The sequence below is a fragment of the Pseudomonas sp. FG29 genome, assembly GCF_057809355.1.
Map to the genome: position 1 here is coordinate 72,785 of NZ_JBMDJU010000005.1, position 14,251 is coordinate 87,035.

The following is a 14,251-nucleotide window of genomic DNA, read 5'->3' on the forward strand; positions in this document are numbered from 1 at the left end:
CTTCCTTCCCCCTTAGACCGAGCGACGCAGTATCAACAGATGGCGCTGGCCTTGGCAACCGGGAACCCGCAGCACATGCGTGGCACTGAGACGGAAGTCCGCCGGCAGTGCCTGCAGCTCGTCATCCGGGTGTACGCCCTTCATCGCCAGCCATTGAGTGTCGGCATTGCCGAGGTGACGCGTCCAGTTGCTGAAATCTTCCAGGCTGCTGAAAGCCCGCGAGCTGATGCCGTCGAAAGGCTGCTCGGGTCGATACGCTTCGACCCGGTTGTGGACAACCTCGAGGTTGGCGAGTTTCAGCTCCAGCTTCACCTGGACGAGAAAACGGGTCTTCTTGCCATTGGAGTCGAGCAGGGTGAAGTGGCGCTCGGGGAACATGATCGCCAGCGGCACGCCGGGCATACCACCGCCGCTGCCGACGTCGAGCCAGTTATCGCCACGCTCGGCCACGAATGGCACCACTGACAGGCTGTCGAGCAGATGGCGAGAGACCATCTCGTCCGGATCGCGCACGGCGGTCAGGTTGTAGGCCTTGTTCCACTTGATCAGCAGGCCCAGGTAGGCAAGCAGTTGTTCCTGCTGCAACGCGCTGAGCTCGATACCCAGTTCGCGGGCGCCCTGGAGCAGTTCTTCGGCGTGACGTTGAGTGACCGACATCAGGCGCTCTGCTCCAGTTTCTGTCCTGCGCTGCGCTTCTTCAGGTGAATCAGCAGCAGGGAAATCGCCGCCGGCGTGACGCCAGGAATGCGGCCTGCCTGGCCGAGCGTGGCCGGACGCGTGTTGCCGAGCTTGAACTGGATCTCCTTGGACAGCCCGGAAATGCTGCTGTAGTCCAGATCTTCCGGCAGCTTGGTGTCCTCACTGGCGCGCAGCTTGGCGATCTCGTCCTGCTGACGGTCAATGTAACCGGCGTACTTGGTCTTGATCTCGACCTGTTCGGCCACTTGGTTATCCACAGCCGGCGCCTCGGTCACTTCAGCCAGGGCGGCGTAGTCGATTTCCGGGCGGGCCAGCAGGTTGAGCAGGTTGTACTCGTGAGCCAGCGGCGTGCCAAAACGCGCGGCGATGGCATCGCCCTGCGGCGTGCCCGGGCGCACCCAGGTGCTCTTCAGGCGCTGCTCTTCCTGCACGATGCCTTCACGCTTGGCCTCGAAGGCCGCCCAACGCTCATCGTCGACCAGGCCCAGCTCGCGGCCTTTCTCGGTCAGGCGCAGGTCGGCGTTGTCCTCACGCAGGATCAGCCGGTATTCGGCGCGTGAGGTGAACATGCGGTACGGCTCCTGGGTGCCCAGGGTGATCAGGTCGTCGACCAGCACGCCGATGTAAGCCTCATCACGGCGCGGGCACCAGGCCTCTTTGCCTTGCGCGCGCAGCGCGGCGTTGCAGCCCGCCAGCAGACCTTGCGCACCCGCTTCTTCATAGCCCGTGGTGCCGTTGATCTGGCCGGCGAAGAACAGACCGCCGATAACCTTGGTTTCCAGGCTGTACTTGAGATCACGCGGGTCGAAGTAGTCGTACTCGATGGCGTAACCGGGACGCATGATGTGTGCGTTTTCCATGCCACGGATGCTGCGTACCACCTGCAGCTGCACGTCGAATGGCAGCGAGGTGGAGATGCCATTGGGGTACAGCTCATGGGTGGTCAGGCCTTCCGGCTCGATGAACACCTGGTGGCTGTCCTTGTCGGCGAAGCGGTGGATCTTGTCCTCGATCGACGGGCAGTAGCGCGGGCCGACGCCTTCGATCACACCGGAATACATCGGCGAACGGTCGAGGTTCGCCGCGATGATCTCGTGGGTACGTGCGTTGGTGTGGGTGATCCAGCAACTGATCTGCTTGGGCTGGTGCTCACGCTTGCCGAGGAAGGACATCAGCGGCGTCGGTGTATCGCCTGGCTGCTCGGTCATCACCGAGAAGTCCACGGAGCGGCCGTCGATACGCGGCGGCGTACCGGTCTTCAGGCGGCCGACACGCAGCGGCAGCTCACGCAGGCGATGGGCCAAAGCGATGGAAGGTGGGTCGCCAGCACGGCCACCGGAGTAATTTTGCAGGCCAATGTGGATAAGTCCACCGAGAAAGGTGCCTGTGGTCAACACCACGGAATCCGCGTGGAACCTGAGGCCCATCTGGGTAACCACGCCTTTGACCTGAGCGTTTTCCACAATCAGGTCATCGGCAGCCTGTTGAAAAATCCACAGGTTGGCCTGGTTTTCCAGAATCTCGCGTACGGCTGCCTTGTACAGCACACGGTCGGCCTGCGCACGTGTGGCGCGAACGGCTGGGCCCTTGCGGCTGTTGAGGATACGGAACTGGATGCCGCCCTTGTCGGTAGCAGTGGCCATGGCGCCACCGAGGGCATCGATTTCCTTGACCAGATGGCTCTTGCCGATCCCACCGATGGCCGGGTTGCAGCTCATCTGGCCGAGGGTCTCGACATTGTGGGTGAGCAGCAGGGTCTTCACGCCCATGCGTGCTGCAGCCAGGGCTGCTTCGGTACCGGCATGACCGCCACCGATCACGATCACGTCAAAACGGGAAGGGAAATCCACCACGCACCTCGTGCCTGTTGAGAAAGGGGGTTTTCAGAAAGGCGTCAAGTATAGGGACTTCAGCCTGCTGAATGAAGCCTTCTGCACAAAAAATAGCCAACCGGATAGCACGGGCCTTTCCCATCGACTTCCTTACCTGATCACCCTCCGGCCCGTGAGAAATACGCTCAGGCTTATAAAGAATAGAAAGAGAGAATTTTTATAAAGCTTGTTCTTTATGTTTATGTATAGAGCAAGCCATTTCTGTGGATAACCTTCTGTATCCCTTGCTGTTATTGGTGTACAGCGAATGATAAGCCTGTGTCGATCCTGCTCGCTTCCACTGAGAAAGCTGCTGAACCACTGTGGATGGAAGTGCCAGTTACCCACAGGGGTGGTTACGCCCAGCTTTTTCATAGGGTTATGGGCAGGGTTTATGGACGGTTTTCCACAGGGTTTATTTCGTCCTGAATAACTCAGGAAAATGCCTGGTGGACATCTCTTGACCTAGGTTCAGGGCATGCCTGGAGGAGTCTGCTGGTTGCAGGAAGCGACAATTGCCACGCTCTCGCCTGCCAGCGGGACACGCTCGGGAAGACCATGGCAGTCACCGGTGTGCTGCTTCGCGCATACGAGGCCCAGGCTATTAAGGGCTGGGAACAATCGGTAGGAGCAGATTTATCTGCGATAGGGTTGTGCACAGCAGGCAGCAGACATTGCGAATGAATTTGCGCGGGTGCTGTGGATAAGCGTGCAGAACCGCCGGCACCGTTGCGCTGCCGGGGTGAGTTGGCTACATCAGCCTATGCACGACAACGTGCTGCTTGCCGCATCACTTGCCGATGCAGAAGCTGGAGAAGATGCGCCCCAGCAGGTCATCGCTGCTGAAGGCGCCGGTGATCTCGCCCAGGGCCTGCTGAGCCATGCGCAGATCCTCGGCCAGCAGCTCGCCAGCGCCCATCAGGGTGAGCTGGTTGCGGCCGTGTTCGAGGTATTGCTCGGCCTGGTGCAGCGCTTCCAGGTGGCGGCGGCGGGCGCTGAAGCCACTTTCGGCGGTCTGTTGATAACCCATGCAGGCTTTCAGGTGTTCACGCAGCAGCTCGAGGCCCTCGGCGGATTTGGCCGACAGGCTCAGCGTGACATGACCATCGGCGCTGGTTTCCAACGTGACTGCTTCACCGGACAAGTCGGCCTTGTTGCGGATCAGGGTGACCCGCGTCGGATCCGGGCGCTGTTCGAGGAATTCCGGCCAGAGGGCGAAGGGATCGGAGGCTTCCGGCGCGGTGGAGTCCACCACTAGCAGCACGCGGTCAGCCTCGCCGATGGCCTTGAGCGCACGCTCCACGCCGATGCGCTCCACCTGGTCGTCGGTATCGCGCAGGCCGGCGGTATCGACCACGTGCAGGGGCATGCCGTCGATGTGGATATGTTCGCGCAGCACGTCACGGGTGGTGCCGGCGATATCGGTGACGATGGCCGCTTCACGGCCAGCCAGCGCATTGAGCAGGCTGGATTTGCCGGCATTGGGGCGGCCGGCGATGACCACCGTCATGCCATCGCGCAACAGGGCACCTTGACCCGCTTCGCGCAGCACTGTGGATAAGTCGGCACGCACACCATCGAGCTGATTCAGTACGTGGCCATCGGCGAGAAAATCGATTTCTTCCTCGGGGAAGTCGATGGCGGCTTCGACGTAGATGCGCAGCTGGATCAGAGATTCGGTCAGCGCATGCACACGCTTGGAGAACTCGCCCTGCAGCGAACGCAAGGCATTGCGTGCGGCTTGCTCGGAGCTGGCCTCGATCAGGTCGGCGATGGCCTCGGCCTGGGCCAGGTCGAGCTTGTCGTTGAGGAAGGCGCGCTCGCTGAACTCACCGGGGCGAGCCAGGCGTGCGCCAAGCTCCAGGCAGCGGCGCAACAGCAGGTCGAGCACTACCGGGCCGCCGTGGCCTTGCAGCTCCAGCACGTCTTCGCCGGTGAAGGAGTTGGGGCCGGGGAAGTAGATGGCCAGGCCTTCGTCCAGGGTCAGTTGCTGATCCGCGTAGAACGGCCCGTGGTGGGCGAAGCGTGGCTTCAGCTCGCGCCGGCAGATGGCCTGTGCCAGTTGCCCCGCCAGTGGGCCAGACACCCGCACGATACCCACACCACCCCGACCCTGGGCGGTAGCGACGGCGGCGATGGTATCTCGGGTGTGGTTCATGGCGGTTTACTCGATGTTTACGGGGCTAGTAGGCGCGAGGGAGAAAGCTGTGGATAACAGCGATTCGCGAGCAGAGCTCGCTCCTACGATAAATGCTTGGATAGCAAAACGCCCCAATCATGGGGCGTTTGCGTGATGCTTGGAAGCCTTGGCGAATCAGGCGTTGGTCGCTTTCGTTGCCGCTTCGATCTTGCGCGTAATGTACCACTGCTGGGCGATGGACAGGCAGTTGTTGACCACCCAGTACAGCACCAGACCGGCAGGGAACCACAGGAAGAAGAAGGTGAAGATGATCGGCATCAGCTTCATCACACGCGCCTGCATGGGATCCGGCGGCGTCGGGTTGAGCTGCTGCTGGATGAACATGGTCGCGCCCATGATGATCGGCAGGATGAAGAACGGATCCTTGATCGACAGGTCGGTGATCCACAGCAGCCAGGGCGCCTGACGCATTTCCACGGATTCCAGCAGTACCCAGTAGAGGGACAGGAACACCGGCATCTGCACCAGGATCGGCAGGCAGCCGCCCAGCGGGTTGATCTTCTCTTTCTTGTACAGCTCCATCATCGCCTGGGACATCTTCTGGCGATCGTCACCGAATTGTTCCTTCAGCGCCTGCAGCTTTGGCGACACGGCGCGCATGCGTGCCATGGAGCGATAGCTGGCGGCGGACAGCGGGAAGAAGATGGCCTTGATGATGATGGTCAGGAAGATGATCGACCAGCCCCAGTTACCGACCAGACCGTGGATCACTTCCAGCAGCCAGAAGATCGGTTGGGCGAGGAACCACAGCACGCCGTAGTCGACGGTCAGCTCCAGGCCCGGCGACAGGCTGCCGAGGTATTCCTGCAGTTTCGGGCCGGCGTAAAGCACGGCGCCGGTTTCGCCCTTGCCGCCAGCAGGAATCTGCAACGCCGAGCTGGTGAAGCCGACGATGTAGTTGCCCTGGCTGTCCTTACGGGTCTGGATCTGGTTGCTGCTGTCCTTGGACGGCACCCAGGCGGTGACGAAGTAGTGCTGCAGCCAGGCAACCCAGCCGCCTTGTACGCTTTCCTTGAAGCTGTGTTTGTCGATGTCCTTCATCGACAGCTTCTTGTACGGCTCGTCCGGGGTCCAAACGGCGGCACCCAGATAGGTGGCGGTGCCGGTAGCGGTGGTCGAGGACGGGTCACCGCTGTTATCGCGCTTGAGCTGGGCGAACAGATTGCCGCTCCAGGCCTGGTCGCTCTGGTTGTCGATCAGGTAACGCACGTCGACCTGGTAGGAGGACGGATCGACGCAGCCAGGTTTTTTCAGTTGTTGCTCACGCGCCGAACACTGCGGGTTCAGGCCACGCTTGAAGCTGTAGCGCTTGATGTAGCTGACGCCGTTGTCGCTGTAGGTGAGATCGACCACCAGCTTGTCCTGGCCTTCGGCCAGTTCGTAGCTCTTCTTCTGGCTCGACCACAGGGCACGGCGACTGGAGCTGTCCGGTGCGTTCTGGCCGATCAGACCGCTTTGCGCGAGGTAGGTGCGCTCGGTGCCGTTATCGAACAGCTGAAAAGGTACGTCCGGGCGATCCTGCCGACGCGGATACTGCGGCAGACGCAGTTGCACCACGTCACCACCACGCGGATCGATGGCCAGCTCGAGAACATCGGTCTTGACGCGAATCAGCTCGTCACTGCTGGCAGTGGTCGATGCCACGGCTGCAGCGCTGGGATCTGCCACGGTGCTGGGAATGTCGTCGCCGTTGCTGGCGGCTGCGCTGGAGGCATCCGGCAAACCGGGCGTGGCGGCTGGAGCGGACTGAGTCTGCGCCGGCAGAGCGGCCTGGCCGTAGTCCTGGTTCCATTGCAGGACCATCAGATAGGACACGACTGCCAGGGCGACGATCAGGATCGAACGTTGGATATCCATGATTATTCGGCCATCGAAGGGGAACGGGATGTTTTCGCGGGAGGAACCGGGTCGAAGCCGCCGGCATTCCAGGGATGGCAGCGACCGAGCCGGCGCGCAGCCAGCCAGCCGCCACGCACGAGGCCATGTTGCTCGATGGCTTCGTAGGCATAGCAGGAACAGCTTGGGTAAAAGCGGCAGTGACTGGCCATCAGGGGGCTGATGGCGTAGCGGTAGACCTGAATGCAGGCGAGGGCCACTTTACGCATGAGGATGGTCGCTTGTCCCGGGGGACGCTTCTGCTTCGCGACTGGGGCGGTTCCGGGCCAGGCGTTTCCAGAGTTTGTCGAACTGCTTGGCGAGTTCGGCGTTTTCCAGATCACCTAGACCTTTGCGCGCGACGACCACGATATCCCAGCCGATCAGGTTGTCCTGATTCTGGCGGAAGGATTCGCGGATCTGACGCTTGATGCGGTTGCGCTCGACAGCGAGCTTGACACTCTTCTTGCCGATCACCAGACCAAGGCGGGGATGATCGAGCTCGTTGTCGCGCGCCAGCAGCAGGACACTTTTGCCCGGCGCTTTACCGCTTGGGGAGTCGAAGACTGCCTTGAATTGCCGGGGGGTCAGCAGTCGCTTTTCCCGGTCGAAGCCTCGACTCACCACCTGTCCGGATGAATTAGACAGTCAGACGCTTACGGCCTTTGGCGCGACGACGCGACAGGACGGCGCGGCCGTTCTTGGTGGCCATACGGGCACGGAAACCGTGGGTGCGAGCGCGCTTGATGGTGCTGGGTTGGAAAGTGCGTTTCATGGTGCGTTACCTGGGTGATCGACTAGGGCCGGTATGGCCCCCGTTTTAAGAGACCGGCGATTGTAGAGAAAGCCGCTGGGCAGGTCAATTTCCAACCAACCTTTTGTCCGACTATTAAGAAGAAGAGAAGAAGATCTTTTTAAACCCTTTTCTCTTTTTATGATGATTAGCGGCATGCGGCTCTGTGGAAAACTACCCGCGGACGAGTGAGAGCGGCACCTGCAAGGGATGATAAGCCTGTCAACAAGACGTGCGGGGGCTGTGCGGGTACTGGGCAAACCTTGGGGGTAAACAGGTGGTTTACCCACAGGACGGTTTTCCCGCGAGTTATCCCTGTGCTTGTCCCGAGGGCTCAAGGGCTGTTATCCACAATGTTCCTGGCGGTTGTATAAGCCTTGTGAATGTTATTTAAGGCTTTGATTTTACTTGGCCATCTCCTCCAGGGGATGTGGATAAGTGAGTCTTTGGCCGCTACAATGGGCGCTTGTTTCGTATCGCCACCTGGTAGGGGATTGTCAGTGTCAGTGGAACTATGGCAGCAGTGCGTCGAGCTCTTGCGCGACGAATTGCCGGCCCAGCAATTCAACACCTGGATCCGTCCTCTGCAGGTAGAAGCCGAAGGCGAAGAGCTGCGCGTGTATGCGCCCAATCGCTTCGTGCTTGACTGGGTCAATGACAAGTACCTGAGTCGCTTGCTCGAGCTGCTTGCCGAGCGAGCCAATGGCCTGGTGCCCGCGCTGTCCTTGTTGATAGGGAGCAAGCGTGCGGCTACCCCACGAGTCGCGCCTACTGCCCCACGTCCGGCTGCGGCGCGTCCAGCGCAGCCCGTGCAGCCGAATCTGGCAGTGAATAAACCCGCTCCTCCACCCGTTCAGGAAGAGCCATCGCGAGCCAGCTTCGATTCCATGGCCGGTGCTGCGCCGCAACCTCCCACGCCTGCTGTTGCGCCTCGTAGTGAGCGTAACGTCCAGGTCGAGGGCGGCCTCAAGCACACCAGTTATCTCAACCGCACCTTTACCTTCGATAACTTCGTCGAGGGCAAGTCGAACCAGTTGGCTCGCGCTGCCGCTTGGCAGGTTGCCGACAATCCCAAGCATGGTTACAACCCGCTCTTCCTTTATGGAGGCGTTGGCCTGGGTAAGACTCACTTGATGCACGCTGTGGGTAACCATCTGCTGGCGAAGAATCCCAACGCCAAGGTGGTCTATCTGCACTCCGAGCGTTTCGTTGCCGACATGGTGAAAGCGCTGCAGCTCAATGCCATCAATGAGTTCAAGCGTTTCTACCGTTCGGTGGACGCGTTGCTGATCGACGACATTCAGTTCTTTGCCAAGAAGGAGCGCTCCCAGGAGGAGTTCTTCCACACCTTCAATGCGCTGCTGGAAGGGGGTCAGCAGGTGATCCTCACCAGCGACCGCTACCCGAAGGAAATCGAAGGCCTTGAAGAGCGCCTGAAATCGCGTTTCGGCTGGGGCTTGACCGTTGCGGTTGAACCGCCGGAACTGGAAACCCGCGTGGCGATCCTGATGAAGAAGGCCGACCAGGCCAAGGTCGATCTGCCGCACGATGCCGCATTCTTCATCGCCCAGCGCATCCGCTCCAACGTGCGTGAGCTGGAAGGTGCGCTGAAACGTGTGATCGCGCACTCGCACTTCATGGGCCGCGATATCACCATCGAGCTGATCCGCGAATCGCTCAAGGATCTGCTGGCTCTGCAGGACAAGCTGGTCAGCATCGACAACATTCAGCGCACCACCGCCGAGTACTACAAGATCAAGATTTCCGATCTGCTGTCCAAGCGCCGTTCGCGTTCGATCGCCCGGCCGCGCCAGGTAGCCATGGCGTTGTCGAAAGAGCTGACCAACCACAGCCTGCCGGAAATCGGTGTGGCCTTCGGCGGGCGTGATCACACCACGGTATTGCACGCTTGCCGTAAGATTGCTGAACTTAGGGAATCCGACGCGGACATCCGCGAGGACTACAAGAACCTGCTGCGTACCCTTACAACCTGATCCGCAGCTCCACGAGGCAAGGGACTAGACCATGCATTTCACCATTCAACGCGAAGCCCTGTTGAAACCCCTGCAACTGGTCGCCGGTGTCGTGGAACGACGCCAGACGCTGCCGGTTCTGTCCAACGTCCTGCTGGTGGTCGAAGGCCAGCAGCTGTCGCTGACCGGTACCGACCTCGAGGTCGAACTGGTTGGTCGCGTCACGCTGGAAGACGTCGCCGAGCCGGGTGAAATCACCGTGCCGGCGCGCAAGCTGATGGACATTTGCAAGAGCCTGCCAAGCGATGCAGTGATCGACATTCGGGTCGATGATCAGAAGCTGTTGGTCAAGGCGGGGCGTAGCCGCTTCACGCTGTCGACGTTGCCGGCCAATGATTTCCCCACTGTGGAAGAAGGTCCGGGTTCGCTGACCTTCAATCTGCCGCAAGCCAAGCTGCGCCGCCTGATCGAGCGCACCAGTTTCGCCATGGCTCAGCAGGACGTGCGCTACTACCTCAACGGCATGTTGCTGGAAGTGCAGAGCGGTCTGCTGCGTGCTGTCGCTACCGACGGTCACCGTTTGGCCATGTGCTCGATGGAAGCCGCGATCCAGCAGGACGGCAAGCATCAGGTGATCGTACCGCGCAAAGGTATTCTCGAACTGGCCCGCCTGCTCACCGAGCAGGACGCCGAAGTCGCCATCGTCCTGGGTCAGCACCACATCCGTGCCAACACCGGCGAGTTCACCTTTACCTCCAAGTTGGTGGATGGCAAGTTCCCGGACTATGAGCGCGTACTGCCGCGTGGCGGTGACAAGCTGGTGCTGGCGGATCGTCAGGGCCTGCGTGAAGCATTCAGCCGTACCGCGATTCTGTCCAACGAGAAGTACCGTGGCATTCGTCTGACCCTGGCCGCCGGCCTGCTGAAAATCCAGGCCAACAACCCGGAGCAGGAAGAGGCCGAGGAAGAGATCGTGGTCGACTACAACGGCGGCGGCCTTGAGATTGGCTTCAACGTCAGCTACCTGCTGGACGTGTTGGGCGTGATGGGTACTGAACAGGTGCGCCTGATCCTCTCCGACTCCAACAGCAGCGCCCTGCTGCAGGAAGCCGACAACGACGATTCTGCCTACGTTGTCATGCCGATGCGCCTTTAATGTCCCTGAGCCGTATCATGGTCACCGCGGTGCGTAACCTGCACCCGGTGACCCTCTCCCCCTCCCCCCGCATCAACATCCTTCACGGCGCCAACGGCAGCGGCAAGACCAGCGTGCTGGAGGCGATCCATCTGCTCGGCCTAGCCCGCTCGTTTCGCAGCACACGCCTGCAACCTGTCATTCACTACGAACAACCCGCCTGTACCATTTTTGGCCAGGTGCAGTTGGCCGAGGGCGGCTCTAGCAATCTCGGTATTTCGCGTGATCGCCAAGGCGAGTTGCAGATTCGTATCGATGGGCAGAATGCGCGTAGCGCTGCTCAGCTCGCAGACTTGTTGCCACTGCAGCTGATCAATCCGGACAGTTTTCGCTTGCTGGAAGGCGCTCCGAAGATTCGTCGGCAGTTTCTCGATTGGGGTGTGTTCCACGTGGAACGTCGCTTCCTGGGGGCCTGGCAGCGCCTGCAGAAAGCCCTGCGGCAGCGGAACTCGTGGCTGCGCCATGGTACACTTGACGGTGCTTCGCAGGCCGCGTGGGATCGCGAATTGTGCAGTGCAAGCGAAGAAATCGACACCTACCGCAGGGCCTATATCCAGGCGTTGAAACCGGTGTTCGAAAGCACGCTAGCTGAGCTGCTGCAATTGGAAGGGCTGACCCTGAGCTATTACCGCGGCTGGGACAAGGATCGAGAGCTGAGCGAAGTGCTCGCCTCTTCCCTGCTCCGTGACCAGCAGCTCGGGCACACCCAAGCCGGACCGCAGCGCGCTGATTTGCGTCTACGTCTAGCGGGGCATAACGCGGCAGAAATCCTGTCGCGAGGGCAACAGAAACTCGTGGTGTGTGCTTTACGCATCGCCCAGGGCCACTTGGTCAATGAAGCCAAGCGTGGCCAGTGTATCTATCTGGTGGACGACCTACCGTCGGAACTGGATGAGCAGCATCGTCAGGCATTGTGCCGGTTGCTGGAAGATTTGCGCTGCCAGGTGTTCATCACCTGTGTGGATCATGAATTGTTGAGGGAAGGCTGGCAGATGGATACGCCGGTTGCCATGTTCCACGTGGAACATGGCCGTATCACCCAGACCCAAGACCATCGGGAGTGAAGGCATGAGCGAGAACCAAACGTACGACTCCTCCAGCATCAAGGTGCTGAAAGGATTGGATGCCGTACGCAAACGTCCCGGGATGTACATCGGTGACACTGACGATGGTAGTGGTCTGCACCACATGGTGTTCGAGGTGGTCGATAACTCGATCGACGAAGCGCTGGCAGGCTATTGCAGCGAAATTACCATCACCATCCACCCAGATGAGTCGATCAGCGTGCGTGATAACGGCCGTGGTATTCCGGTCGACATGCACAAGGAAGAAGGTGTATCCGCGGCCGAGGTCATCATGACCGTGCTGCACGCCGGCGGTAAGTTCGACGACAACAGCTACAAGGTGTCCGGCGGTCTGCACGGTGTGGGTGTCTCGGTGGTGAATGCCCTCTCCAAGGAGCTGGTACTGACCATCCGCCGTAGCGGCAAAATCTGGGAACAGACCTATATCCACGGCGTTCCGCAAGCACCGCTGGCCGCTGTTGGTGACACCGACGGTACCGGTACGCAGATCCACTTCAAACCTTCCGAAGAGACCTTCGCCAACATTCACTTCAGCTGGGACATCCTGGCCAAGCGTCTGCGCGAGCTGTCTTTCCTCAACTCTGGCGTGGGCATCCTGCTGCGTGACGAGCGCACCGGCAAGGAAGAACTGTTCAAGTACGAGGGTGGTCTGAAGGCCTTCGTTGAGTACCTGAACATCAACAAGACGGTGGTCAACCAGGTATTCCACTTCAACATCCAGCGCGAAGAAGACGGCGTTGGGGTGGAAGTCGCCCTGCAGTGGAATGACAGCTTCAACGAGAACATCCTCTGCTTCACCAACAACATCCCACAGCGTGACGGTGGTACCCACCTGGCAGGCTTCCGCTCTGCCCTCACCCGCCACCTGAACAACTACATCGAGGCCGAAGGCCTGGCGAAGAAGTTCAAGATCGCCACCACCGGTGATGATGCCCGTGAAGGCCTGACTGCGATCATTTCGGTCAAGGTACCGGATCCGAAGTTCAGCTCGCAGACCAAGGACAAGCTGGTTTCCAGCGAGGTGAAAACGGCTGTCGAGCAGGAAATGGGCAAGTACTTCGCCGACTTCCTGCTGGAAAACCCGAACGAAGCCAAGGCCGTGGTCGGCAAGATGATCGACGCCGCCCGTGCCCGTGAGGCCGCGCGTAAGGCGCGTGAGATGACCCGCCGCAAGGGCGCACTGGATATCGCCGGCCTGCCCGGCAAACTGGCGGACTGCCAGGAAAAAGACCCGGCGCTGTCCGAACTCTACATCGTGGAGGGTGACTCCGCGGGCGGTTCTGCCAAGCAGGGCCGTAACCGCAAGACCCAGGCCATCCTGCCGCTCAAGGGCAAGATCCTCAACGTCGAAAAAGCGCGCTTCGACAAGATGCTCTCCTCCCAGGAAGTGGGCACCCTGATCACCGCGCTGGGCTGCGGCATCGGGCGTGAGGAGTACAACATCGACAAGCTGCGTTACCACAACATCATCATCATGACCGATGCTGACGTCGACGGTTCGCACATCCGTACCTTGCTGCTGACCTTCTTCTTCCGCCAGCTGCCGGAGCTGATCGAGCGTGGCTACGTCTACATCGCCCAGCCGCCGCTGTACAAGGTCAAGAAAGGCAAGCAGGAGCAGTACATCAAGGACGACGAGGCCATGGACGAATACATGACTCAGTCGGCCCTGGAAGACGCCAGCCTGCACGTCAACGAGACTGCCCCGGGTCTGTCCGGCGGCGCACTGGAGAAGCTGGTCGGCGACTATCGTCGCGTGATGAAGACCCTGGATCGCCTGTCGCGCGTCTATCCGAAGGAGATCACCGAGCACTTCGTCTACCTGCCGAGCATCGGCCTCGAGCAGCTGGCCGACCACGCCGGCATGCAGGCCTGGCTGGAGCGCTTCAGCGCGCGCCTGAAGGCCACTGAGAAGTCCGGCCAGACCTACACCATCAGCCTGCGTGAAGACCCCGAGCGCCACGTCTGGCTGCCTGAGGTGGAGATCAAGGCGCATGGCCTGTCTAGCTACACCACCTTCAACCGCGATTTCTTCGCCAGCAATGATTACAAAACGGTCACTACCCTCGGCGACCAACTGAATAATCTGCTGGAAGAAGGTGCCTATGTGCAGCGCGGTGAGCGCAAGAAGCCGGTCAATACCTTCAAGGAAGCGCTGGATTGGCTGATGAGCGAAAGCACCAAGCGTCACAGCATCCAGCGATACAAAGGTCTCGGAGAGATGAACCCGGATCAGCTATGGGAAACCACCATGGATCCGGAAGTACGCCGCATGCTCAAGGTGACCATCGAGGACGCCATCGCTGCCGACCAGATCTTCAACACCCTGATGGGCGACGCTGTGGAGCCGCGCCGCGACTTCATCGAGTCCAACGCCCTGGCGGTGTCGAACCTGGACTTCTGATACTCCAGGCCCGGGCGCACATTCGTGCGTCCGAGGGGCGCTAAGGATTTGCTTTCCAAGAAAAACCCCAGCGATTAGCTGGGGTTTTTCTTTGTCTAACTGATGGGCTGCTCTTCAGCTGCACACACTGTGCACCCGTCCTCGCCTGGGCCATCG

At 60.3% G+C, this 14,251-nt stretch carries 11 protein-coding genes; 4 read left to right on the forward strand and 7 right to left on the reverse strand.

All coding sequences use genetic code 11. The features are described from left to right. Positions 1 to 12 precede the first annotated feature (12 nt). The 7 genes from rsmG to rpmH form a co-directional block, all read right to left on the reverse strand. Entirely contained in the window at positions 13 to 660 is a 648-nt protein-coding gene (rsmG, locus tag ACODS1_RS08120) for a 16S rRNA (guanine(527)-N(7))-methyltransferase RsmG (RefSeq protein ID WP_489085344.1), read from the reverse strand. After that, a complete protein-coding gene (gene mnmG, locus ACODS1_RS08125) occupies positions 657 to 2,549 on the reverse strand; it encodes a tRNA uridine-5-carboxymethylaminomethyl(34) synthesis enzyme MnmG (protein WP_489085230.1) in 1,893 nt (630 codons plus the stop codon). The genes rsmG and mnmG overlap by 4 nt, the downstream gene beginning before the upstream one ends. An 811-nt stretch (positions 2,550 to 3,360) precedes the next feature. Continuing rightward, positions 3,361 to 4,728: a tRNA uridine-5-carboxymethylaminomethyl(34) synthesis GTPase MnmE gene (gene mnmE, locus ACODS1_RS08130; protein WP_489085231.1), complete on the reverse strand. Its 1,368-nt coding sequence runs from the start codon at positions 4,726 to 4,728 to the stop codon at positions 3,361 to 3,363. A gap of 156 nt (positions 4,729 to 4,884) precedes the next feature. Continuing rightward, positions 4,885 to 6,627, reverse strand: a complete 1,743-nt coding sequence (yidC, locus tag ACODS1_RS08135) for a membrane protein insertase YidC (RefSeq protein WP_489085232.1) — start codon at positions 6,625 to 6,627, stop codon at positions 4,885 to 4,887. Between the two features lie 2 nt (positions 6,628 to 6,629). Further along, the gene (yidD, locus tag ACODS1_RS08140) at positions 6,630 to 6,875 is read right to left on the reverse strand and encodes a membrane protein insertion efficiency factor YidD (protein ID WP_322980018.1); all 246 of its coding nucleotides are present in this window, start codon (positions 6,873 to 6,875) and stop codon (positions 6,630 to 6,632) included. Beyond that, positions 6,868 to 7,272, reverse strand: coding sequence for a ribonuclease P protein component (gene rnpA, locus ACODS1_RS08145; RefSeq protein WP_322980017.1), 405 nt, complete (start codon positions 7,270 to 7,272; stop codon positions 6,868 to 6,870). Before rnpA ends, yidD begins: the two co-directional genes overlap by 8 nt. A gap of 13 nt (positions 7,273 to 7,285) precedes the next feature. Next, positions 7,286 to 7,420: a 50S ribosomal protein L34 gene (gene rpmH, locus ACODS1_RS08150; RefSeq protein WP_003246698.1), complete on the reverse strand. Its 135-nt coding sequence runs from the start codon at positions 7,418 to 7,420 to the stop codon at positions 7,286 to 7,288. Between the two features lie 518 nt (positions 7,421 to 7,938). On the opposite strand from rpmH, the gene dnaA reads away from it, so the two are divergent. The 4 genes from dnaA to gyrB are packed head-to-tail and all read left to right on the forward strand — an operon-like array spanning position 7,939 to position 14,095. Further along, entirely contained in the window at positions 7,939 to 9,432 is a 1,494-nt protein-coding gene (gene dnaA / locus ACODS1_RS08155; protein ID WP_322980016.1) for a chromosomal replication initiator protein DnaA, read from the forward strand. Between the two features lie 31 nt (positions 9,433 to 9,463). After that, entirely contained in the window at positions 9,464 to 10,567 is a 1,104-nt protein-coding gene (gene dnaN / locus ACODS1_RS08160) for a DNA polymerase III subunit beta (RefSeq protein WP_489085233.1), read from the forward strand. After that, positions 10,567 to 11,670: a DNA replication/repair protein RecF gene (gene recF / locus ACODS1_RS08165; protein WP_489085234.1), complete on the forward strand. Its 1,104-nt coding sequence runs from the start codon at positions 10,567 to 10,569 to the stop codon at positions 11,668 to 11,670. Before dnaN ends, recF begins: the two co-directional genes overlap by 1 nt. A 4-nt stretch (positions 11,671 to 11,674) precedes the next feature. Further along, entirely contained in the window at positions 11,675 to 14,095 is a 2,421-nt protein-coding gene (gyrB, locus tag ACODS1_RS08170) for a DNA topoisomerase (ATP-hydrolyzing) subunit B (RefSeq protein ID WP_489085235.1), read from the forward strand. Positions 14,096 to 14,251: the final 156 nt, after the last annotated feature.

Excerpts from the sequence above, each read along its gene's own strand:
- mnmE (WP_489085231.1), bottom strand. The coding sequence starts at position 4,728 with ATGAACCACACCCGAGATACCATCGCCGCCGTCGCTACCGCCCAGGGT.
- rpmH (WP_003246698.1), bottom strand. The coding sequence starts at position 7,420 with ATGAAACGCACTTTCCAACCCAGCACCATCAAGCGCGCTCGCACCCAC.
- yidD (WP_322980018.1), bottom strand. The coding sequence starts at position 6,875 with ATGCGTAAAGTGGCCCTCGCCTGCATTCAGGTCTACCGCTACGCCATC.
- yidC (WP_489085232.1), bottom strand. The coding sequence starts at position 6,627 with ATGGATATCCAACGTTCGATCCTGATCGTCGCCCTGGCAGTCGTGTCC.
- dnaN (WP_489085233.1), top strand. The coding sequence starts at position 9,464 with ATGCATTTCACCATTCAACGCGAAGCCCTGTTGAAACCCCTGCAACTG.
- recF (WP_489085234.1), top strand. The coding sequence starts at position 10,567 with ATGTCCCTGAGCCGTATCATGGTCACCGCGGTGCGTAACCTGCACCCG.
- gyrB (WP_489085235.1), top strand. The coding sequence starts at position 11,675 with ATGAGCGAGAACCAAACGTACGACTCCTCCAGCATCAAGGTGCTGAAA.